Raw genomic sequence first — 21,064 nt, forward strand, 5'->3', positions numbered from 1 at the left:
AAATGACGTGTTGAGAGGAGTGACCATGCACGGTTACACCGAAGCGAAAGACGACTACCTGGTCCGGCTGCGCCGGGTCGAGGGGCAGATTCGCGGACTGCAGCGGATGGTCGAGGGCGGGGAGTACTGCATCGACATCCTCACGCAGGTGGCCGCGGCCACCAAAGCGCTGCAGTCGGTCTCGTTGGGACTGATGGACGAGCACCTCAAGCACTGCGTGTCGGAGGCGATCGCCGAAGGCGGGGTCAAGGCCGACGAGAAGGTGAAGGAAGCGAGCGAGGCCATCGCCCGGTTGGTCCGTTCCTGAAGCCGGAGCTGACACCACAAGGAGGTTCGTGATGAGTGAGAACACCTACACCGTCACAGGCATGACCTGTGACCACTGCGTACGCGCGGTGACAGACGAGGTCGGCAAGATCGACGGCGTCCAGAAGGTCGCTGTGGACCTTCCGAACGGCAAGGTCACCGTCAGCAGCACAACCGAACTCGGCGACGCGGACGTGCGCGCCGCCGTGGAAGAGGCTGGATACGAGCTCGCCGCCTGACAAGGCGGCAGCTCCTCACCCTGCGGGCGCCTGCCCGCTGCGAGGACCTGACATGAACACAGCAGCGAAGCTCTCCGCCTACGGTGTAGCGCTCGTCCTGGTCGCCGGTGGCGCCTGGGCGGTCGGCACCGCTGTCGGTCCCTTCACCGGCGAAGCCGGCGCGCACGGCGGCGAGGACGCCGGGCACGGGGGAACCCACAGCGGCACCGTCGCGGAGGCCGCGAAGAACGACCAGCCCGGCGGGCTGGCGTCGTCCAGGGGCGGCTATACCCTCACGCCCACCACCACGACGCTGACGCCGGGAACGAGCACCCCCTTCTCCTTCCGCATCACCGGTCCCGACGGACAGCCGGTCACCGCGTACGACGTCGAACACGAGAAGCGTATGCACCTGATCGTGGTGCGTCGCGATACTGCCGGCTTCCAGCACGTGCATCCGGCCCTGGCGGCCGACGGCACCTGGAGCGTGCCGCTCATCTTGGGGCAGGCGGGCAGCTATCGTGCCTTCGCCGATTTCGCGCCCACGGGTGCCGAGCCGACCACGCTCGGCGTCGACCTCGCCGCACCCGGAGTCTTTCAACCGGTGGCCTACCCGGCCTCTCGAGTGTCCACTGTGGATGGATACCAGGTCCGTATGGACGGTGATCTGGTTCCCGGGCAGTTGTCCAAGGTCACGGTGACCGTGACCAAGAACGGCCGTGAGGTCACCGACCTCCAGCCCTACCTGGGCGCCTATGGCCACCTTGTCGCGCTGCGCGGCGGCGACCTCGCCTACCTCCACGTGCACCCGGACGGAGCACCCGGTGACGGCAAGACACCCGCGGGCCCGACAGTGACGTTCTACGCGGAGGTCCCGTCGGCCGGTTCGTATCGGCTGTTCCTGGACTTCCAGCACGAGGGAAAAGTCCGGACGGCTGAATTCACCCTGGCCACCACCGGCGCGGCGGCACCCGCCCAGCAGCAGCCACCCGCGGCCGGCGACGGTCACAGCGGCCACGGCTGACTCGCGGAGAATTGAGGTTCACAGCATGACTTCGGACTTGCAGTCCACGACCGCGGCCCCCGCCGAGGTCGAACTCGCGATCAGCGGGATGACCTGCGCCTCCTGTGCGATGCGCATCGAGAAGAAACTCAACAAGCTCGATGGCGTCACCGCGACCGTCAACTACGCCACCGAGAAGGCCAAAGTCGTCTACGAAGACGGAATTGAGCCCCAGAAGCTGATCGAGCAGGTCGAGGCCGCCGGGTATTCGGCTACCTTGCCTGCCCCGAAGCGGTCGCGACCCGACGGGCCCGCCGAAGAGCTCGATCCGACGTTGCCGCTGCGGCAACGGCTGATCGGTTCGACCGTGCTGTCCGTGCCCGTCATCCTGCTGGCGATGGTGCCCGCGCTCCAGTTCACCTACTGGCAGTGGATCTCCCTGACCTTGGCTTCGCCGGTCCTGGTGTGGGCGGCCTGGCCGTTCCACAAGGCCGCATGGGCGAACCTGCGGCACGGCGCCGCCACGATGGACACTCTCATCTCGATCGGCACGCTGGCCGCGTTCCTCTGGTCGCTCTATGCGCTGCTGTTCGGCAGCGCGGGGGTGGCGGGGATGACGCACCCGTTCGAGCTGACTGTCCAGCGGATGTCCGGCGACGGGAACATCTATCTCGAGGTGGCCGCCGGGGTCACCACGTTCATCCTCGCCGGGCGCTACTTCGAGGCCCGGTCGAAGCGACGGGCGGGTGCCGCGTTGCGGGCGCTGCTCGAGCTGGGTGCGAAGGACGTCGCGGTCCTTCGTGACGGACGTGAGCAGCGCATCCCGACCGACCAGCTCGTGGTGGGCGATCTGTTCGTGGTCCGGCCGGGGGAGAAGATCGCCACCGACGGCGTCATCTCCGAGGGCAGTTCCGCGGTCGACGCGAGCATGCTGACCGGCGAAAGCATGCCCGTCGAGGTCGGCCCCGGCGACACGGTGGTCGGCGCGACGGTGAACGCGGGCGGCAGGCTGGTCGTCCGCGCGACTCGGATCGGCGCGGACACCCAGCTGGCGCAGATGGCCAAGCTGGTGGAGGACGCGCAGACCGGGAAGGCCCAGGTACAGCGGCTCGCGGACCGGGTTTCGGCGGTGTTCGTGCCGATCGTGATCGTGCTCGCCGTCGCCACACTGGCGTTCTGGCTCGGTGCCGGGGGATCGGTGTCGGCCGCCTTCACCGCGGCTGTCGCGGTCCTGATCATCGCCTGCCCCTGCGCTCTCGGGCTGGCGACGCCGACCGCCCTGCTCGTGGGTACCGGGCGCGGTGCGCAGCTCGGCATCCTGATCAAGGGCCCCGAGGTGCTCGAGTCCACGCATCGGGTGGACACGGTCGTGCTCGACAAGACCGGCACCGTCACCAGTGGTCAGATGTCGCTGGTCGAGGTGCACGTGGCTGACGGCGTCGACCCCGAGGAAGCGCTGCGGCTGGCCGGGGCGCTGGAGAACGCCTCGGAACACCCGATCGCCCAAGCCATCGCTCGTGCCGCCTTGGACAAGGTGGGAGACCTCCCGGCCGTCGAGGGGTTCACCACCATCGAAGGCCTCGGCGTGCAGGGCATCGTGGACGGCGCGGCGGTCCTCGTCGGGCGTACCGCGTTGCTGGAGGAGTGGAGCCAGCACCTGCCGGAGCGCCTGAGCGAGGCGAAAGCGGCTGAGGAGAAGCTCGGGCGCACCGCCGTAGTGGTCGGCTGGGACGGGCGGGCTCGCGCAGTCCTGGTCGTCGCGGACACCGTGAAGGCGACGTCCGCGGAGGCCATCACGCAGCTGCGGGCGCTGGGACTGACCCCGGTGCTGCTGACCGGGGACAACGAAGCGGTGGCCCGCGCGGTGGCCGCGGAGATCGGGATCGACGAGGTGATCGCCGAGGTCCTGCCCAAGGACAAGGTCGACGTGGTCACCCGGCTGCAGCGCGAGGGCAAGGTCGTCGCCATGGTGGGCGACGGCGTCAACGACGCGGCGGCACTCGCCAAGGCCGATCTGGGCCTGGCGATGGGCACGGGCACCGACGTCGCCATCGAGGCCAGCGACATCACTCTCGTCCGCGGGGATCTGCGGGCCGCCGTGGACGCCATCCGGTTGTCGCGGCGGACGCTGCGCACGATCAAGGGCAATCTGTTCTGGGCGTTCGCCTACAACGTGGCGGCGCTGCCGCTGGCGGCGGCGGGGTTGCTCAATCCGATGATCGCGGGTGCGGCGATGGCCTTCAGCTCGGTGTTCGTCGTCAGCAACAGCCTGCGTTTGCGCGGCTTCCACAGCACCGCTGGCTGATTCACCGAACCGGCCGCCGTCTGCCGCACCGGCGGCCGGTTCGGTCTCAGAAGGCGTCTGAGAACTGACGTAGCAGCCGCCGCTCGAAGCCTCGGGTGCCTGTCCTTCGAAGCCCCTTACCCTCCACAAAGGACGAAAAATCTGCCCATTCGACCGTTTCATACCGCCACGACCGTTTCATGCGTGCCCTGAAGGCCACCATGACAGCGTTAAACGCCGTGAAGGCTCCCATCAGGGCACACGGCAAACCTGGGGTCGCGACCGAAGGGGACTCTCCCTCGACTCAACCTCGCAAAAGTCCCCTTCACCAGAACAGACCGTGTGAAAGTCCCCCGTCAGTCACGCGGCCCCAGGCGTCAAACTGGACGACATGACATCAGTTTCCGGACGCGGTCTCAGCTTGAGTTTTAAGGTCGGGGTGTGTGTCGCCTACCCCCGGTTGGTCACGAAGGCAGCCCCTGGTTGATCATGCTTCTTGTTGAGGGAAGTAGATCGCTACCAAGGGCTGCGTGATCAGTGTTGCATAACGACCGTCGAGACGATGCACTTGGTGAGCTTGCGAGGTTTCGGCATGAGCTCTACGGGTGCCTGACCGCGCGTGCTGATGCGTTGTTCGAACTGTGCGATGCGGTGTTGTGCGCTGACGGGCCGGTGACGTCGTTGGTGGAGTTGTCGTTGGCTGCTGAGCATCGGCGTGGTCATGGTGCGTTGTATGACGGTGTGAACCAGGGGCAGGTCGATGTTGACCGGTTGCGTAATGTTGTTGTCTCCCAGTCGATCCCGCGGTGTTTCGGTGGTCGTATCGTGTTGGGGATCGATGTGAGTAACTGGTTGCGCCCGGATGCGGTGACCTCCCCGGATCGGCTGTTCTGCCACACCTATGCGCGTGGCAAGGGGAAGGCGCAGATGATCCCGGGATGGCCGTACTCGTTCGTGGCGGTTCTGGAGCGGGGGCGGACGTCGTGGACGGCGATCCTGGATGCGCGGCGGGTGGGCCCTGACGATGAGGGCACCGCGGTGGCGGCGGCGCAGTTGCGTGTGGTGGTGGAGCAGTTGATCGCGGCGGGGCACTGGAAGGACGGGGACCCGAGGATCTGGATTGTCGGGGACAGTGGGTATGACGGGCCCCGGCTGGTGTTTCTGCTGGCAGATCTCCCGGTTGATCTGCTGGTCCGGCTGCGATCGGACCGGGTGCTGGCGTTCCCGCCACCACCGCGTGGGCCTGCGACGGTGGGGCGGACTCTCCGTCATGGTGAGGATTTCACCTTCAGCAAGCCCTGGTCCTGGCCTGAACCTGCCCACGAAACGACCACCGAGACCAGCCGGTACGGCACTGCGGTGGCCCGCTCGTGGTACCGGTTGCATCCCAGGCTGACTCGTCGTGGTGAGTGGGCCGGGCACGAGGGCGACCTGCCGATCATCGAGGGCACCGTGATCCGGCTGCAGGTCGATCGGCTTCCCGGCGACGGTGCCCCGACACCGTTGTGGCTGTGGTTCTCCGGCACCGGCACCGACGCGGAGATGGTGGATCAGGTGTGGCAGATGTTCCTGCGCCGTTTCGACCTTGAACACACCTTCCGGTTCCTCAAGCAGACCCTCGGCTGGACGAAGCCTCGTCTGCGTACACCAGCGACGGCAGATCGGTGGACGTGGCTGCTCATCGCCGCCTGCACCCAACTCAGATTGACCCGCAGCGTCGTGGAAGACCTGCGCCGCCCCTGGGAGAAAACCCCCACCACACCCGACCGGCTCACCCCAGCCCGAGTCCGGCGAGGGTTTCGCAACACCCGACCGGCCACCACCCTGCCCGCCAGCGCACCGAAACCCTCCCGGCCAGGCCCAGGCCGCCCACCAGGATCACGCAACACCCGCAAAGCCCCCCACCACAACCCCGGCAAAAACACCAAAACCGACACAACAGCCAAGGACCCGAAGAAGCAAACCGGTTAAACAAAAAGCTCAGCGGCAGCCGAGCACATTCGTCGCGAGCAGCATGCCGCTCGCGACGATGAGCGGAGCCAGCGTCGCTCCCAGCCCGCCGGCGACCGCTCTCAGCCGTGCCCCGAGGGGTGGCTTGCCCGGCTGCAGGCTGAGCTCGCTCAGCCGGACGGCGACATCACCGCCTGCCATTGCCAGTGCGGACGGCGGCGCGGACGGCGAGGTGACCGACGCCAGCGCGGAGCGCACTGTTTCGCAACCGCATTGGCGTGCGGCGGCACGATCGGCCGCGAGTTCGGCCAAGACCCGGATCGCACCGGGCAGCTTCCGCATCAGGGGAACGACGCGCAGGGCCTTGCCGAGCGTGTCCGCCAAGCTGATCAGAAGGTGATGCCGGCCCCGCAGATGAGCCTGTTCGTGCGCGAAGACCGCTTTGAGCTCCTGTACGGACAGCCGTTCGGCCAGGCCGTGGCTGGCCACGATCATCGCTCGCCGTCCGCCGAGGCTGTACGCGACAGGATCGTCCTGACGCAGCCACAATGTCGGCACGATGCCCGAGTTGTCAGAGCCGGTGAGCCGCAGAACGTCGAGGTGACCCTGGTGGAGCCGCTGATTTCGCCGCCACCTCCGGACAGTGGCGAGACCCAGCCTGGCCACCACGACGCAGACCGCGATGGCGGTGGCGATTCCGGCCACGGGGTCAAGATCCGGTATCTCGTCGTGACTGATCGATGACAAACAGTCATGAAGCAGGCGGAGGATCGAAGCCGCCGGTCCGTGCCCCGGAACCAGCAGCAGGAACACGCCGGTGGCCGCGCTGAACACGACGCCGGCGCAGGTCGAGAACCACCACGCCATCGCCGCCGTGGGCGTCACGGCAGGACCTCCGTGCCGGTCCAGGGCGCTCGGTGCCCACCAACCGACGACAGCGGCGCCAAGCAGGAGGGCCGCCGCAAGGATCACGGCCGCTTCCTGGTTCTGCGCAGCCCTCTGCGCAGGACATCCGACTCCTGGGGGGTGGCCGACCTCGCGAAGTGAAGGAGTGCCGACTCCGGGTCGTCGGTGGCGTCGAGAACGTCGCGCAGCGCCTGCGCCGCCGCCTCGTCCCGGCTGACGGCCGGGGTGTACTGGTAGGCACGCCCGTCCAGTTCACGGACCACCCATTCCTTGCGGTACAGGTTGTCGAGAACCGTCATCACGGTCGTGTAGGCCAGGCTCCGGTTCTTGTTGATCTCGGCGAGGACCTCGCGGACCGGCATCGGTTCCGAGGCCTTCCACAGCACGTCCATCACCGACGCTTCGAGTTCACCCAGGCGTAGCATGGCACCTCCGATCCGACAGCCTACTTGGCCGGATGGGTTCAGCCGACGATACGTCGAGCTCCGATCAGGTGGCCGTCGCCTTTCATCGCCCGCACATCGACGAGCTGGCCTTCGGTGGGGGCGTCGACCATCTTGCCGTTCCCGACGAACATGCCGACGTGGTGGATGGCCGACGGATTCCCACTGCCGTCGTCGTAGAACAGCAGGTCACCGGGCTGCAGCTGGTCGGTAGACACCGGCATGCCCGCGGTGTATTGCTGACGGCTGGTTCGCGGCAGCGTGACACCGGCCTGCTTGTAGGCCCACCCGGTCAGGCCCGAACAGTCGAACTCGCTCGGCCCGGTGGCTCCCCACTGGTATTCCGACCCCCGCTTGGACAACGCGGCCTGCAGAGCGTCGTTCGCGGCCCCTGGCGGCCCGAGATAGGAACCCGAGTCCTGGACGCTGCCCAGGCGCTTCCTGTCGGCCGAGGGGACCAGCTTCAACGCCTGTCGCACCTCCTTGATCTGCTGATTCAGGTCGTCCTTGTGCTGCTGTACTCGGTCGACCGCTGTTTGCGCCGCGCTGGTCGCGTCGTCCGCTCGCTTCTGCGCGTCTGCGGCTCCCGCGCGAGCCGACGTCGCGGCCGAGGTGGCGTCGCGCAGGCGATTGAGGGATTCGGCGTCGTTGGCAGCCAGCATTCCCAGGGCCGAGGACTTGTCCAGGAACTCCTTCCGCGATTGGCTGGACAACAACGCGGAAATGCGGCCGATCTGGTCACCTTGGAGCGCGGCGGCCGCCACCCCGTCCACTTTTCCGCGGAATCTGCCCGTCGCGTCCTCGGCCTGAGTAAGGGCCTCCGTCGTCGTCTCGAGGTCGGCATTGGCCTTGTCGCGAGCCGCCTGCTGCTGTCGTAAGCCGTCTTGTGCGAGCAGCAAATCCTCTTCTGTTTTCGCTGCTTGAGCGCCCAAGTCGTGGTAACGCTGCAAGGGATCCTGGCTGCTGGCCGGTGGCTGAGTTGGCTGCGCGCTGGCTGGAAGTGACCCGAGCGTTGCGGTCAGTACTGCGGCAAGGGCGATGGTCGCGCGCAGCGGGGATCGGCGTTGATACGGGCTCACGAGTGCGAAATCTCCTTGTGCTTCAACAATTTCGGGGGTGGGGCCGCCCCGAGGGCCCGCCGGTTACAGTAGGGTAACGCCGAGCCGATGTCCACTACTTGGCCTAGTACTAACCCCGCTCGGAGACGTCGGTCACAGTGGGTGACCGAGTATCGTGCATCGTGCGGAGTTTTCTTCATGCCCGTCGATCACCGGCCAAGATCCGGTTCCGGTGGTGACGCAGACCTGGCTCGCTTTCGGCTGGCAAGGAGCCTGCGATGCGCTGTGGATCGTCTCGACGATCACGACGCCATGGTCGACGAAATGGTCCGCCACGACCGGCACGTAGTCGAACTGAAAGCGCAACAACGGCAGTCGGGTCAAGGCTGCGGCCGCCGCGAGCACGCCACTGAAGGCCTCGTCGAGGTACGTTCAGGAAAGTGATGCCACCGGGCACTGGCGCCAGGTGCGTGTCCTCGATGGCGACGACCGTGAATCCGCCGCTCGCGAGCGGGAACGTCAATCTCTGTCCAGGTACTCCGAGGTCGAACACTATGCGCTCTGTCGTCCATTTGTCGAAAAAGGGAGGCGGGGACGGAGTGCACTCTCGTTGCCGCGGGCCGGAATCGTCGCGGTGGACGTTATCGCCGCTTGCTCAACACGAGCACGCCTGCGAGAACGAGCAGGCCGCCCATGGGATATCCGGTCAAGAGGTCCTGCATACCGGAGGTCGGCAGCCACTGGATGTTGGCCAGGTGCACGACCTCGTGCGAAGCCACCGTCGCGATCCCCAAAATCACCAGGAAAAACCCGAAGATCCTGCGGATGAAGCGACGATGGCCCTCCTGGGTGTAGCCGACCTTTTGAGGTGTGCGCCTGCCTGCTTCGTGGTGCGGGATCGCAGCGATTGTCGCTCCGCTGCGACGGTGTGTTCGCTTGCTGGCTCGGTTCTTCGGCATTGTCGTTCGCTTCCGTCTCCGGTGTAGTGGTGGGCGGCCGGGGCGCCGCTCGCCCACCTGTCTACTATGCAACATAGTATACGTCCAGATTGCTGATCGAGGGTGCGTGAGCACGTGGTCCCACGGCGGCGTCACGTGTGGTTGCTGCGGTCAGGAAGGGGCCTTCTTGTCGGGCTCCATGCGGGCCAATTCCCGCGTGGCCGGCCAGCCGAGGCTCCTCTGTGTCTTGGAGCCGTGCGTCGCGCGTCTGCCCCCGAACGGAAAGGATGAACGTGGCAAGACCCGCCACCGGCACCATCCGGCTGGCAGGCGAACCTCGTCATCGACGCGACTACCTCCGGGGCCGGTGCGGCCGCTTTGATGGGTTCGGCCGTCCCCGGTTTTCCGGTCCGCCCGGCGACCGAGGCGACGTGAAGCTCGCGGCCCACGAGTCCCACCTCCCGGGCGGACCGGCTGCCGGGCCGCCGACACAGATGCTGCTGCTCGCGGTCCGTTGCCCCGCACGAGATGAGTGACAGGCCCTGCTCGGCAGCGGGCAGCATCAGCGCGCCGCCACCGAGGAGCGCGCTCGGTGAGTGCAAGTCGCGTGTGGCCGACAAGGCGGCGAAACCTGCCGAGGTACTCGGCCCGACGACCGATACCATCACCTCGATCTACGGTCCGCGGTGGAGGACGACTCACCATGACCTGGACATCGCCATCAAGCTGTCGCGAGCGTTGCGGACGCCACCCTTCCTGCCGGTCAGCTACGTGGTCCGGCCTGACGGGGAAGTTCGCCGGGTTCAGCCAGCAAAGCTTTTCGTCAGTCCGGAGAAGGTCCGGCGCGCGGTCGTGCGCGCAGAGATGTGAGAAGCGCGTGAAGAGTGACGGGCACGTTTGCCCCTAGTTACTACTGAGGATAGTATCTAGTTGCGACGCCCGTTCGCGGACATTCGTTTCCGAAGTGGAGGGCACCAGCCGGGCCTGCACCTCCGGTTTCTGCCCGCCCGCCTCTGGAAAACGAACTGGCAGCCCAGTCGCTCGTGACAGTGGCACTTCGGCCGAGCCGATGAGATGAGGAGTCTGAGAGGTCTTTGGCCAAGTGGCCATAGTCAGGTTTCCTTCCTTGGTGACGTGGAGACCACCCTGATTGGCTTGGCTGTCGCCAGCCGGATATAGGTGTGAGCATGACTTCTGCAGCCGACCGAACTTTCCGCGCTCTGAGCCGCCGGCGCTTCCTCGCTTTGGGTGGAGGACTAGCCGCCACCGCGACCTTGGGAGCCTGCACATCTGACAGTTCCCCGGCTCCAACAAGGATCGGACCCGCATCCGCGAAGGTCGCCGCGGCCGAGCAGGCTCGTAAGAAAGTGGGCGCGAGCACGGTAGACGTCACGCTGACCGCTCTTCCCGCGGACGTCGATCTCGGCGGCGTTCGGGTTTCGACCTGGGCGTTCGACGGGCGGATTCCCGGCAAGGAAATCCGGGCGAAACGAGGCGACCTGGTACGTGTGCAGGTGCACAACGCGCTTCCGCAAGAGACCAGTCTGCACTGGCACGGGCTGGCCTTGCGCAACGACATGGACGGCGTGCCGGGCTTGACGCAGGATGCTGTCAAACCCGGGGGTTCGTATAAGTACGAGTTCACCGTGCCGGACGCCGGCACGTACTGGTTTCATCCTCACGTCGGCGTCCAACTCGACCGCGGGCTCTACGCGCCGCTGATCGTCGACGATCCGTCCGAACCCGGAGACTACGACCAGGAAGTCGTGATCGTTCTCGATGACTGGCTGGACGGTACCGGGCAGACTCCGGATGCTGTTTACCAGAACCTCCTGCAAAACGGCATGGGTGGCATGGCGGATATGGCTTCCATGCCGAAGTCGGCTCTGCTCGGAGGCGACGCCGGTGACGTCACGTACCCTCACTTCCTCGCCAACGGGAGGGTAGGAAACCAGCCACAGACCGTGGTGGGCAAGGCTGGCCAGCGGGTGCGCCTGCGGCTGATCAACGCCGGTGCGGACACCGCTTTCCGGGTCGGTGTGCCCGGGGTGACGATGACGATCACCCACACCGACGGGTTCCCGGTGACCGCCAGGGCGGCCGACGCGGTCCTGCTCGGCATGGGGGAGCGTGTTGACGTCGTTGTCGAACTGCCTTCGGCCACCACCGCACTCCTTGCTCTGCCCGAAGGAAAAGTAGGCTTCGCCCAAGTGGTGTTCAAGGTCGGCAGCGGCTCCTCGCCCGACGTGAGCACGCTCATGGCGGACTTCCTTCGACGTCCCGTCGTCATGGGCACGGCGCTGGCGGCCACCGAACAGGTGCTGCTGCCGGCGAAGAACCCCGACGTCACGCACGAGCTGGTTTTGGAGGGACCCACCGGTAAGTACACGTGGACAATGAACGGCAAGACCTACAATCCGGCCGAAGGCCTGGTTGTGCGGGAAGGCCAGCGAGCCCGACTGCGTTTCGTGAACAAGACCCAGATGTTCCACCCGATGCACTTGCACGGTCACACATTCCAGGTTCGCGGGCAGGCTGGTGGCGGGCCACGAAAGGACACCGCGGTCGTCTTACCGAGGCAGACACTAGAGGTCGACTTCGACGCCGACAATCCTGGCCAATGGCTGGCCCATTGCCACAACGTCTATCACGGAGAGGCCGGGATGATGACCGTGGTGTCCTACGTGGAATAGCCTTAGGCCCGGGGCGCCCCACTTGGTGAGCCAACCCTGCATCTGCTGGATTTCCGGGTCCTGTGCCTTCTCGATCCGGGCCGCCAGCTCGGTAACCTTCTGGTTGGTGCTGCGCGTCGGTGCCAGTTTGGCCATCGCGATCGCCTGACTGTGGTGCTGGCTCATCTCCTGCGCGAACGTGATGTCCTGCTGGTTGTGGTCGGCTTGCTGTGCATTCGACGGCGTATTCGCCGCCGAACTGGATTGCCTGCCGGACGTGGTGTCCCCGCTGCCGCATCCGGCCACGAGGGCGGCCGAGGTCAGAACAATGCCGCACGTGATCAAGGCATTCTTCATGGTTAGCCCTTCAACGATTCACACCCGCAGAAGGCACAAAGACGTGAGAATGCTTCGGCCGCGTCTGTCGGGAGGATGACCGGGAAGCCGCAGGAAAACCAGCCGGAACGGTGGGCCGGTGCGGACGGGGAAACCGCTGGTGATCATCAGTGCCAGTAAAACCAGCAATGAGATGCCTGCCGCGCACAGCACAGCCAGGCAGAGATGCATCAACTCATGGGAACGTGCCGGGACATGGTGTCCCGGCGCCGGCCCGACAAGGTCGGAGTAAGGTTCTGCGGCGTTTGGATTGCTACTGGCCGACATCATCAGTATCGGACCGGTGTGCTGGTCCATGCAGGTGGACGTGGACACGTGATGCATGCCGATCAGCCCGATCGCGAGCGTGCACCGCAGGAGAACCTGCCGGAGTGTGCCGGGCGCGCTCGCTTTCAAGCCCTCACCTTGGCTATTTCCCTCCGCGACCACCTTTCGGCGGTGTTGCGATGGCAGCGTGGAAGTGTCTGGCGGGGGTGATGTCGGCGTTCAGCCATGGTCCGGCCCGCTGGGTGGCCCGATTCGATGTGCGACCACCAGATAGGCGCTGCCCAGGCAGCGTCGCGCGCCTCGGCTGACCGTTCGTTCCGGGTGCTCACGCCACCGGCGCGTCGATCGGTGCACGAACTTGTCCACCGGGGGCAGGAGGGCTGTGATGTCATAGTGCACGATGTCGTCGACATGCAGACCTGTCTTGTTCATCAGTCGACGGAGCGTTCGGGCAGGAATCGCGCGGATGCCGGACTTGGGCGCTCCGTGGGACATGCCCGACGTACGGCCCAATGCTCTCTCTATTCTTCCCAGCAGGCGAAGAAATGGCCAGTACAAGACCCATTCGAAGATTCTGTAGGGGCTGAGAGGATTGAGCATCGTGACCAGAATCAGGCCGCCTGGCCGCGCTACGCGTGCGAATTCGCGTAGTGCGAGCTCGGCGTCGCAGTACTCGAGGACGCCCATCGCGACGACGACGTCGAAGCTGGCCTCGCCGAATGGAATGGTTTCTGCCTGTCCGACCGAGAGTCGTATGTCGGGTATTTTGGACAACCTGCTGGCAGCTTCTTCGATCATGGCCGCGGATTGATCGAGCGCGGTGATGCGAAAATGGTGTGGACGCGATTCGCTCAGCGCGCGCGCGAACATGCCAGGACCACATCCGACGTCGATCAGTTCGCCGCCGGTGCAGTGCTGGAGAGCGTCTGTCACGGCATGCAACCGGGAATGGAAATACCGGGCGGCGGGCCCGTGATCCTGGTAGGAGGCGGCGTAACCGGTTACGGTGATCGGATCCCCGAACTGTGCTTGTACCACGTTTTCTTTCGGGGATCTTCGCGCTTTGCCGATCCGCTGCCGCGACGTCGGCCGCGGTGCTGTGCTGACTTCCGTGAGCTTGCGATCCTCGGGCATGCGGCAGACTCCCTTGCGAGCGAATTGGCGGGCACGTTCCAGTCGCGCCGGGCATCCTCCGTGCAGTTACCACTATCCTACATAGTAGGCGATGGCACAGTGAAGAGGTTTGACAGATCGCTCTTCGAAGTGAGGGAACAGAAAAGGGACTCCATGTATGAACTGGCTGAATGTCGGGACGATTCGGCTCTTGTCGGCGAAGTCACCCACTGTTGCGTAAAACGTACTATTTGTGGTAGTATGTGCAATGCGGCCGCATTTCCGGGTGGTGCCGCGTCGGCGTGACGGGTGCGATCTCCTCCCCCTCGTCGCATCCGTCACGCCTCTCAAGCGACTGTGTCGGCAAGGCCGATCGCGGCCTTGTTTGAAGGAAGACAAGAAACGCGATGGCTAGTGTCAGGAACCGGTGAACGGGCAAGCCACGAGAGCGATCGCCGATACGAGGGCGACTCCGGTAAGGGCGGGTAGTGCGGTTGCGATCACTGCGGCCAGGCCGCACGAGAGTCCGCGCCGGAAGCGTCCACTGGGACTTTTTGTCCTTGTGAGGCGAGCCAGTCGAAGGCTGACTGCGTCGCGCGCCATGGCGAGCGCATCGTCTGGAGCGCTGTGACGGCCCACTCCCGCCAGCGCTGAGCGTAATATGTCGCTACCGCATTCCCGGGCGGCCGCGACGTCAGCCGTCAGTTCCACCAATTCGCGCATGGCTGCGGGCGACCGTCGAAACAGCGGGATGACCGGGAGCGCTTGGGATAGCGCGTCGACCCAGCTGATCAGCAAGTGGTGGCGACCACGCAAATGGGCGTATTCGTGGGCGAGGACTGCGGCGACTTCGGCGGTGGCGAGGTGCCGGGCGAGGCCGTCGGTGGCGACGATTATTCCCCGGCGATGGGCGACGCTGAAGGCCAGGGGTTTGTCATGGTCGAGCCACCAGACGGTGGGGGAACGGGGGTCGAACCGGGCGGATACCCGGAGTGTGGACAGGTATTCGGTCCGTGTCCTGGCTTGCCGCCGCGTTCCTTGCACGATGATCACCGCGAACCGCAGTGCCAGCGAGACCAGCAGGAGGCCACCGAGAAGGCCAACGAGCTCCTCTGTCCTGGGTGGCGTGCCGTGGGAAATGGCCGTCCAGCACCCGTGTACCGCGGAAAACACGGTGGGGGCACCGCCATGACCGGGAACCAGCACGAGCACGATGCCCGCAGTGGCCGCGACCACGACACCGACTGTGCTCAGCAGCCAGCCGGTCAGGGCGAGGAGCGGATCAATGCGCGTGAGGTCCAGCCTTCCGAGCAGAGCGGGAGCCAGCCACCCGACGGTGAGCGCGCCAAGGAGCAGCGCCACGGTTGCCGTCATTCGCGCTTTGCCTGTTTGCTCAGTCCTTTTCGGAGCACTACGGACTCCTGGGGCGACACCGACTGTGCGAAGTGGAGGAGAACCGACTCCGGGTCGCCCGAGGAGTCCAGGACTTCGCGTAGTGAATTGGCGGCGGCTTGAGTCCTGCTGAGGGTCGGCTGGTACAGGTAGGCCTTCCCGCTACGCTCACGTCCCACCCACTGCTTACGGTGGAGGTTGTCCAGCACGGTCAGCACGGTGGTGTAGGCGAGTGTTTTGCCGGTGTCGAGTTGTTCGAGGACGTCTCGGACCTTCAACGGTGCATCGGCGTGCCACAGCACGTCCATGACCGCCTTCTCCAGTTCTCCGAGCCCGCGCACAATTCCTCCGTGCAAGGTCTGCCGACGATCGTCGTCACCAGCTTACTAAGTAGGATAGTAGCATTTGTTCGGGTGGCGGCACGGTGAGCGTGCCCGGCAGTCGTTCAGCGGGTTGTTGCCGAGCACGCTCACCTCCTTTGCCGGCTATGCGGGCGCAGGCACCAGTCGGCCGGTGGTGTCCAGCGCTCGCAGGCACCACGCGCAGGCGACGCCGATCAAGGCGAGTGTCAACCAGGTCACGCCTGGTATGCCCGCCGCTCTAGCCAGGTCGAGAGCGCCGCCGGTCAGCAGGTTGCCGAGCAGGATCCCGATCCCGACCACGGTGTTGTAGAGCCCGTAGTGCGTGGCGACCAGCTTGTTGCCGGACAGCGCGACGATCGTGTCCATCTCGAACGGGAACACCACGATCGTGCCGACCGCCAGCAGTCCGGCCGAGGTGAGCAGCGGAAGCCAGGTCAGCCAGGGTGGGCTTCCGGAGACGTCGCCCGAGGTCAGGATCGGGGGCAGGAACGCCGAGGCCATCACTGTCAGCCCCACGGCCAGGCAACGGCCCGCGCCCCACCTCCGGCGGCACCATGCTGTGATCCTCAGCTGTCCGGCGATCGCCAGCCCGCCGGAGACAGCGAACAGCAGGGCGACCAGCACGGTGCCACTCATGCCCCCTCCCGCGATGCGGCGGGCTTCCAGCGGAAGCGCGAGATAGACCTGGAACGACAGGACGTAGGAACCGATCATTGCCAAGGAGAACAGCACGAACGACCGGTTGCCGAACACGGTCCGCCAGCCCGCCAGTACGGAGGCCGGCCGTTGGCCGTCCGCGCGTTTGCGGCGTGGCGGCAGTGACCGGATCTGCAGCACGGTGAGCACGGCGAACACCGACGCCGCGACCAGACAGGTGGCCTGGAAGGCGACGCTGGTCAGGACGAGGCCGATCAGGGGGCCGAGCAGGATTCCCGACTGGTAGAAGACGTTGAACAGGGCGAACGCTTCGACCCGCCGTTCTCCGGCGTCTTCGGCGAGGTAGGCGCGGACGGCGGGGTTGAACAGCGCGCCGGCGAAGCCGGTGGCCGCGGACGCGACGATCAGCGCCGGGATCGAGTCGACCAGGCCCAGCAGCGCGAATCCTCCTGTGCGCAGCGCGCAGCCAGCGACGATCAGCGGTTTGTAGCCGAACCGGTCGGCGAGCGTGCCGCCGATCAGGAACATGCCCTGCTGGGAGAAGTTGCGTACGCCGAGGATGAGCCCGACCGTCCAGGTGGCCAGCGCCAGGTCCCCGGACAGGTGGGTGGCCAGGTACGGCATCAGCATGTAGAAGCCGAGGTTGATGGTGAACTGGTTCAGCATCAACAGCTGTGAGGGTCGTGCGAAGGACCGGAACCGGGTCAGGACCTGCGTCATGCGAGGGCCTCCGTCAACGCTGGGTCGAGGACCGTCGAGCACCGGGTCCAGCGCTTCACGACGTTGTCCGACGGGTGGGCGATCCGGTCCGGTTCGTCAGGTGGCGGTCCGGCGAGGAGGTTGTGGTTGCGGCAGTACTCGTCGTTGTAGACCGTGTCGAAATAGCGGTGCGGACCGTCCGGGAACACCGCGGCGATCCTGGTCTCGGGTTCGCAGTTCCGCGCCGCCCACCCGGCTGCCAGCGCGACCGCGCCCACACTCCAGCCACCGCTGGCGTGATGGGCGGCCGCCAGCTGCCGGCACGCCCAGACGGACTCGGCCGGAGCCACCCAGTGCACCTCGTCGAACGCGGAGTAGTCCACGTTGCGCGGATAGATGCTCGAGCCGAGTCCTCGCATCAGGCGGCTGCCCGCTGGTTGGCCGAAGATCGTGGAGCCGATGGTGTCGACGCCGATGAGTTTGAGGTGGGGGAAGTACTGCCGGAGCACCCGCGACACACCGGTCGAGTGGCCGCCGGTGCCGACCGAGCAAACCAGGACGTCGATCCTGCCGAGCTGGGCCACCAGTTCGAGGGCGAGCGGCGCGTAGGCAGCCACGTTGTCGGGGTTGTGGTACTGGTCGGGGCAGTAAGAGTCCGGGTCGTGAGCCAGGATCTCCTGGACGCGGTCCCGGCGGGCCTGTTGCCAGCCGCCTCGCGGGTGCGGCTCGGTCACCAGCTCGACGTGGGCGCCGTACGCGGTCAGCATGTGGTGGAGGATCGGTTCCAGGCCGGGATCGGTCACCAGGACGACCGGATGTCCGTGGACGATCCCGGCGAGTGCGAGGCCGAGGCCGAGCGTCCCACTCGTGGATTCCACGATCGTGGCACCCGGGCGCAGCTCGCCGCGTTCCTTGGCTTTGGCGACCATGTGCAGGGCCGGCCTGTCTTTCATGCCACCGGGATTGTTCCCCTCGAGTTTCGCCCAGAAGCCTCGGCCTGGCGGGGTGAACGGTCGGTCGATCCAGAGCACGGGGGTGTCGCCGACCGTGGTCGACAGGCTGTGGCACCGGGCCGCGTTGGTCAGCAGCCGACCGGGGGAGGCCTGGGGCGGGTACGCGGTTTCCTTGGTGGAAAACAAAAACGTCATCAGACTCTCGATTCGCGTGAACGCCACGAAAGTGGCAGGACGATACTGGCAGTGCCCGGTGATCGGACCTGTCACACGCGGCTGACGCAGAGTTCGATGAGGTGGAGTCGTCCCAGGTCACGGCGACTTCGTGCAGACGGTCTCGGCCGGGACGTGCCGTGCGCGGTTTGTACGCTGATCGCGTTCGGCGGCAGGGCGGCCGGGGCGATGGCCGGGGCGGAAAGGTCACCTACGCGGGTGACGCGGCTGACGGTGTCCGGCATCTCGTGGCGGGCGTGGTCATCGTGTGGCGCATCGCAGTCGAGCGCGACGAATTCGGCGGCGCTCGCCGCGCCGTGGGCCTGGCCGCTTTCCAATGGACTGTGCGGATGCAGGTGAAGGAACAGAAAGGCGGCCAGTACGGCGAAGGCGAGGAGGACGTCCCATCCTCTGCGACGCGGTGTAACCGAAGAGATCCTCACAGTTGCCGGATCCTATCAGCGATGATCTTCGAATCCTCGTGTGGCACCTACTATCATTCCTAGTTGTCCGGGCGGCGAGTGATCAGGTCCGTCCGATTTCGCCGAGTGTCGGGATATACCCTGCTGGGGTAAGGTGACGTGATGCTCGGAAGCGTCGTTCGCCCGGGTGTCACGCGAAGGAGGACGCGAGTCGCTTGCCGGATTCGCCGGCAGGGATGAAGGTTCGTAGGGTGTTGTCGCGGTGCCCAGTTCTGGAGGAATCGTGAACGCTTACGTCGGCCCGTTGATGCTGCTGGTGGTGGCGCTCGCCTGTGTGGCGCTCGTCTACGAGGTGAGCAAGCGGCTCATCCCGACTTATCGGCTGCTCCGGGCCGGGCCGTTCATGGCCGGTCACGATCCCCAGGAACACGCGGTCAGCCGGTACCACGTTCGCTGGTACGCGGTGTGCCTGCTGTTCCTCGCCTTCGACATGGAAATGGTCTTCATGTATCCGTGGGCGGTGGTGTTCGCGCGGACCGGGGTCAAGGCGCTGGTCGAGATGGGCCTTTTCCTGCTCATCCTGCTCATCGGCGTGCTCTACGCCTGGCGGGAAGGGGCGCTGCGATGGGTGTGATCGACCGGCTGCGGGCGTTCGGCTTTCGCCGCCCCCATGTCCTGGTTCTCGTCGGCACGGGCGCCACACGCGAGCGGCTGGCGGCCGAGCGGTGGCTGCGTACTCAGGGATGGCCTGTCGCTGCCACCCCCGCAGACACCGATATCCTGCTGGTCTGTGGCGCGGATGCGACCATCGCCGATGCCGTCTACGCGGGAATGCCGCTGCCCAAAGTCCGGATCGAGTTCCCGCGTGGCGCGGCCACGACCGTTGGCCGGGCGTTGGAAGACGCCAGGAAGCACCTCATCGACGAAACACAGGCGCGAGCCGGTCGCCGCGATCCCCCGCAAGTGCCTACGAGGCAAGAAAACCACGCGGGCGTGCCTGAGCCTGAGGCGGAACGCGGCGGCCATGGAGGGCACCTCGCCGACCGTGGCGGACACGAGCACGGCGGTCACGGCGGGGAGGAACACTCAGGGCACTTGCACTCCGGCGAGGTCGCGGGCCTGGCGATGGCTGATCGGGCCGCCGACCGTGACGGTCTGAAACTCGACGTGCTGCACGTCCCGCTGGGGCCGGTGCTGCCGGGTTGGCCCGACGGGCTGGTGGTCGACGTCGTGCTGCAGGGCGATCTCGTGCAAGAGGTCACCGCCGTCGACGTCAGCGGCGTGCCAGCGGCCGGAATGCCGTTCTGGTCGGCCCCTTGGCTCGCGGCGCGAGCGGGTGAGCGGGTGAGCGTCGCCGAGGCCGAGCGACGTCGTGCGGCGTCCCATTTGGACAGCCTGCACCGGCTGCTCCTGGTGCTGGGCGCCGAGGGTGACTCTGTTCAGTGCGCGGTCCTGCGAGACCTCCTGCTCACCGATGCCGAAATCGTGGACGTGACCGGCCGGTTCCTGGCGCTGAGCCGACGGCTTCGGAAGTCGCGCACGATTCGCCGGATGACCGACGGCCTGGGGCCGTTGAGCGCGTCAGCGGCCCGCCGAGCCGGTGTCGGTGGGCCGGCCCAGCGTGGCGACGGGGACGTCACCGCCCGGATGAGTCGCTGGCTCCTCGAAACTGGGGAAGCCCTGCTCGCCGTGCGGAACGGAGGCGAGGCACTGCTGGATGCCGACACCTCGGAAGGCCCGCGTGGACCAGCCTCGGCTGAGGCAGCGTTGCTGACCGTCCTACCCGGACTGATCGCCGGCACCGAGCTCGCCGCCGCACGGGTGATCGTGGCGAGCCTGGACCCGGACTGCGCCGGAGCGGTGGTGCCGGGTGCCTGACGTGACCGTCTGGTGGGTCCTGCCTGTTCTGCCCGTGGTGGCGCTGGCGCTGGCGACGTTCGCCGCTTCACTCGACGCGGTGCTCGGCGCCCGCGTCGCCGGACGCGTGGTCGCGCTCGACGACGTGGTCACGCCGGTGCGGGAAGGGGTGCGCCTGCTGCTCACCCAGCGGCGAACCACCCGGCGCCCGGATTCGGTGGTGTGGCGGGTCGGGATCGGGATGGTGCCGGTGGTGGCACTGCTGGCGGCGGCGGTGATTCCGCTGGGCGGAGCCGGGACGGCGTTGTCGGACCTCGACATCGGCGTGGTCTGGTGGACCGCGTGGCTCGCCCTGCTGTGGGTGGCGCTGTATCTGGTGGGCTGGGGCGGGAACTCGGCGCTGTCGCTGGTGGGCGGCTACCGCTTCGTCGCGCAGGCACTGGCGTATGAGATGCCGCTGGCGATCACGGTGATCACCGTGGCGCTGGCGGGTGAGTCGCTGCGGGTGGGGGCGATCGTCGAGGCCCAGCAGGGGCTTTGGTACGTGGTGTGGCTGCCGGTCGGGTTCGTTGTCTACCTCCTGACCGGGGCCGCGGCCGCGTTCTGGGGCCCGTTCGCCACCCCGATGGGCGCGGACCTCGCCGGTGGGGTGACCGTCGAGCTGTCCGGAGTGGACAGACTGGTCTTCCTGGCCGGTCGCTACCTGGTGCTCGTCGTGGTGGCCGCGTTCGCGGTGCCGCTCTTTCTCGGCGGGGGAGCCGGGCCGTTGTTGCCGGACTGGGCGTGGGTGCTGCTCAAGACTTCAGCGGTGCTGTGGCTGCTGGTGTGGTCGAGGCGGCGGCTGGCGGCGGTGCGGATGGACCGGTTCGAGGAGTTCGCCTGGGTGGTGCTGATCCCGGTCACGCTCGTGCAGCTGTTCGTGGTGTGCGTGATCGTCCTGTCGACGGGAGGGTGA

General features: G+C 66.5%; 23 protein-coding genes. 10 read left to right on the forward strand and 13 right to left on the reverse strand.

Going from position 1 to position 21,064, the window contains the following annotated elements:
• Positions 1-25 precede the first annotated feature (25 nt).
• The 5 genes from QMK34_RS03690 (at position 26) to QMK34_RS03710 (ending at position 5,782) form a co-directional block, all read left to right on the forward strand.
• A complete protein-coding gene (locus QMK34_RS03690) occupies positions 26-307 on the forward strand; it encodes a metal-sensitive transcriptional regulator (RefSeq protein WP_326411456.1) in 282 nt (93 codons plus the stop codon).
• Positions 308-338: 31 nt separating this feature from the next.
• Positions 339-545 (forward strand): heavy-metal-associated domain-containing protein, encoded by a 207-nt coding sequence (locus QMK34_RS03695; RefSeq protein WP_326411459.1) that lies wholly within the window; start codon positions 339-341, stop codon positions 543-545.
• A gap of 52 nt (positions 546-597) precedes the next feature.
• Complete coding sequence (locus QMK34_RS03700) at positions 598-1,548, forward strand: hypothetical protein (protein WP_326411462.1); 951 nt, start codon at positions 598-600, stop codon at positions 1,546-1,548.
• A 25-nt stretch (positions 1,549-1,573) separates the two neighbouring features.
• Positions 1,574-3,832, forward strand: a complete 2,259-nt coding sequence (locus QMK34_RS03705; protein WP_326411464.1) for a heavy metal translocating P-type ATPase — start codon at positions 1,574-1,576, stop codon at positions 3,830-3,832.
• Positions 3,833-4,348: 516 nt separating this feature from the next.
• A complete protein-coding gene (locus QMK34_RS03710) occupies positions 4,349-5,782 on the forward strand; it encodes an NF041680 family putative transposase (RefSeq protein ID WP_326411467.1) in 1,434 nt (477 codons plus the stop codon).
• Positions 5,783-5,791: 9 nt separating this feature from the next.
• On the opposite strand, the gene QMK34_RS03715 is transcribed toward QMK34_RS03710, so the two are convergent.
• The 5 genes from QMK34_RS03715 to QMK34_RS03735 all read right to left on the reverse strand — a co-directional run bounded on the left by QMK34_RS03715 (position 5,792) and on the right by QMK34_RS03735 (position 9,127).
• The gene (locus QMK34_RS03715; protein WP_326411470.1) at positions 5,792-6,646 is read right to left on the reverse strand and encodes a M56 family metallopeptidase; all 855 of its coding nucleotides are present in this window, start codon (positions 6,644-6,646) and stop codon (positions 5,792-5,794) included.
• Positions 6,647-6,729: 83 nt separating this feature from the next.
• Positions 6,730-7,092, reverse strand: a complete 363-nt coding sequence (locus QMK34_RS03720; protein WP_326411472.1) for a BlaI/MecI/CopY family transcriptional regulator — start codon at positions 7,090-7,092, stop codon at positions 6,730-6,732.
• Between the two features lie 38 nt (positions 7,093-7,130).
• Positions 7,131-8,189, reverse strand: coding sequence for a C40 family peptidase (locus tag QMK34_RS03725; protein WP_326411474.1), 1,059 nt, complete (start codon positions 8,187-8,189; stop codon positions 7,131-7,133).
• 132 nt (positions 8,190-8,321) lie between these two features.
• The gene (locus QMK34_RS03730) at positions 8,322-8,573 is read right to left on the reverse strand and encodes a hypothetical protein (protein ID WP_326411476.1); all 252 of its coding nucleotides are present in this window, start codon (positions 8,571-8,573) and stop codon (positions 8,322-8,324) included.
• A gap of 236 nt (positions 8,574-8,809) precedes the next feature.
• On the reverse strand, positions 8,810-9,127 hold the full coding sequence (locus tag QMK34_RS03735; RefSeq protein WP_326411478.1) for a hypothetical protein: 318 nt from the start codon (positions 9,125-9,127) through the stop codon (positions 8,810-8,812).
• Between the two features lie 588 nt (positions 9,128-9,715).
• On the opposite strand from QMK34_RS03735, the gene QMK34_RS03740 reads away from it, so the two are divergent.
• Positions 9,716-9,976 carry a hypothetical protein gene (locus tag QMK34_RS03740; protein WP_326411480.1) on the forward strand — a complete coding sequence of 87 codons (261 nt, stop codon included), beginning with the start codon at positions 9,716-9,718 and terminating at the stop codon, positions 9,974-9,976.
• 317 nt (positions 9,977-10,293) lie between these two features.
• Positions 10,294-11,799 carry a multicopper oxidase family protein gene (locus tag QMK34_RS03745; protein ID WP_326411482.1) on the forward strand — a complete coding sequence of 502 codons (1,506 nt, stop codon included), beginning with the start codon at positions 10,294-10,296 and terminating at the stop codon, positions 11,797-11,799.
• Here QMK34_RS03745 and QMK34_RS03750 read toward each other — a convergent pair.
• The 8 genes from QMK34_RS03750 to QMK34_RS03785 form a co-directional block, all read right to left on the reverse strand.
• The gene (locus QMK34_RS03750; RefSeq protein ID WP_326411484.1) at positions 11,692-12,135 is read right to left on the reverse strand and encodes a DUF305 domain-containing protein; all 444 of its coding nucleotides are present in this window, start codon (positions 12,133-12,135) and stop codon (positions 11,692-11,694) included. The genes QMK34_RS03745 and QMK34_RS03750 overlap by 108 nt on opposite strands.
• 18 nt (positions 12,136-12,153) lie before the next feature.
• Positions 12,154-12,570, reverse strand: a complete 417-nt coding sequence (locus QMK34_RS03755; protein ID WP_326411485.1) for a hypothetical protein — start codon at positions 12,568-12,570, stop codon at positions 12,154-12,156.
• Between the two features lie 90 nt (positions 12,571-12,660).
• The gene (locus tag QMK34_RS03760; protein ID WP_326411487.1) at positions 12,661-13,575 is read right to left on the reverse strand and encodes a class I SAM-dependent methyltransferase; all 915 of its coding nucleotides are present in this window, start codon (positions 13,573-13,575) and stop codon (positions 12,661-12,663) included.
• 396 nt (positions 13,576-13,971) lie between these two features.
• Positions 13,972-14,928: a M56 family metallopeptidase gene (locus QMK34_RS03765; protein ID WP_326411489.1), complete on the reverse strand. Its 957-nt coding sequence runs from the start codon at positions 14,926-14,928 to the stop codon at positions 13,972-13,974.
• On the reverse strand, positions 14,925-15,287 hold the full coding sequence (locus QMK34_RS03770; RefSeq protein WP_326411491.1) for a BlaI/MecI/CopY family transcriptional regulator: 363 nt from the start codon (positions 15,285-15,287) through the stop codon (positions 14,925-14,927). The genes QMK34_RS03765 and QMK34_RS03770 overlap by 4 nt, the downstream gene beginning before the upstream one ends.
• A 144-nt stretch (positions 15,288-15,431) precedes the next feature.
• Positions 15,432-16,685 carry an MDR family MFS transporter gene (locus QMK34_RS03775; protein WP_326411493.1) on the reverse strand — a complete coding sequence of 418 codons (1,254 nt, stop codon included), beginning with the start codon at positions 16,683-16,685 and terminating at the stop codon, positions 15,432-15,434.
• Positions 16,682-17,812 carry a PLP-dependent cysteine synthase family protein gene (locus QMK34_RS03780; protein WP_326411495.1) on the reverse strand — a complete coding sequence of 377 codons (1,131 nt, stop codon included), beginning with the start codon at positions 17,810-17,812 and terminating at the stop codon, positions 16,682-16,684. Before QMK34_RS03780 ends, QMK34_RS03775 begins: the two co-directional genes overlap by 4 nt.
• A gap of 71 nt (positions 17,813-17,883) precedes the next feature.
• Positions 17,884-18,273, reverse strand: coding sequence for a hypothetical protein (locus tag QMK34_RS03785; protein ID WP_326411498.1), 390 nt, complete (start codon positions 18,271-18,273; stop codon positions 17,884-17,886).
• A gap of 262 nt (positions 18,274-18,535) precedes the next feature.
• Here QMK34_RS03785 and QMK34_RS03790 point away from each other — a divergent pair, with 262 nt between their 5' ends.
• From QMK34_RS03790 to QMK34_RS03800, 3 genes are read left to right on the forward strand one after another with little or no spacing between them, the layout of a single operon-like run.
• Positions 18,536-18,886 (forward strand): NADH-quinone oxidoreductase subunit A, encoded by a 351-nt coding sequence (locus QMK34_RS03790; protein WP_326411500.1) that lies wholly within the window; start codon positions 18,536-18,538, stop codon positions 18,884-18,886.
• Positions 18,877-20,130, forward strand: coding sequence for a hypothetical protein (locus tag QMK34_RS03795; protein ID WP_326411504.1), 1,254 nt, complete (start codon positions 18,877-18,879; stop codon positions 20,128-20,130). Before QMK34_RS03790 ends, QMK34_RS03795 begins: the two co-directional genes overlap by 10 nt.
• Positions 20,123-21,064, forward strand: a complete 942-nt coding sequence (locus QMK34_RS03800) for a complex I subunit 1 family protein (RefSeq protein ID WP_326411507.1) — start codon at positions 20,123-20,125, stop codon at positions 21,062-21,064. The genes QMK34_RS03795 and QMK34_RS03800 overlap by 8 nt, the downstream gene beginning before the upstream one ends.

Origin of the sequence: Amycolatopsis sp. H20-H5 (genome assembly GCF_035828755.1) — a bacterium.
Lineage (GTDB): Bacteria > Actinomycetota > Actinomycetes > Mycobacteriales > Pseudonocardiaceae > Amycolatopsis.

Bases quoted from the DNA above. Each gene is read 5' to 3' on its own strand.
- QMK34_RS03690 (WP_326411456.1), top strand. From the start codon at position 26: ATGCACGGTTACACCGAAGCGAAAGACGACTACCTGGTCCGGCTGCGC.
- QMK34_RS03695 (WP_326411459.1), top strand. From the start codon at position 339: ATGAGTGAGAACACCTACACCGTCACAGGCATGACCTGTGACCACTGC.
- QMK34_RS03700 (WP_326411462.1), top strand. From the start codon at position 598: ATGAACACAGCAGCGAAGCTCTCCGCCTACGGTGTAGCGCTCGTCCTG.
- QMK34_RS03705 (WP_326411464.1), top strand. From the start codon at position 1,574: ATGACTTCGGACTTGCAGTCCACGACCGCGGCCCCCGCCGAGGTCGAA.
- QMK34_RS03720 (WP_326411472.1), bottom strand. From the start codon at position 7,092: ATGCTACGCCTGGGTGAACTCGAAGCGTCGGTGATGGACGTGCTGTGG.
- QMK34_RS03735 (WP_326411478.1), bottom strand. From the start codon at position 9,127: ATGCCGAAGAACCGAGCCAGCAAGCGAACACACCGTCGCAGCGGAGCG.
- QMK34_RS03745 (WP_326411482.1), top strand. From the start codon at position 10,294: ATGACTTCTGCAGCCGACCGAACTTTCCGCGCTCTGAGCCGCCGGCGC.
- QMK34_RS03750 (WP_326411484.1), bottom strand. From the start codon at position 12,135: ATGAAGAATGCCTTGATCACGTGCGGCATTGTTCTGACCTCGGCCGCC.
- QMK34_RS03760 (WP_326411487.1), bottom strand. From the start codon at position 13,575: ATGCCCGAGGATCGCAAGCTCACGGAAGTCAGCACAGCACCGCGGCCG.
- QMK34_RS03765 (WP_326411489.1), bottom strand. From the start codon at position 14,928: ATGACGGCAACCGTGGCGCTGCTCCTTGGCGCGCTCACCGTCGGGTGG.
- QMK34_RS03775 (WP_326411493.1), bottom strand. From the start codon at position 16,685: ATGACGCAGGTCCTGACCCGGTTCCGGTCCTTCGCACGACCCTCACAG.
- QMK34_RS03780 (WP_326411495.1), bottom strand. From the start codon at position 17,812: ATGACGTTTTTGTTTTCCACCAAGGAAACCGCGTACCCGCCCCAGGCC.
- QMK34_RS03795 (WP_326411504.1), top strand. From the start codon at position 18,877: ATGGGTGTGATCGACCGGCTGCGGGCGTTCGGCTTTCGCCGCCCCCAT.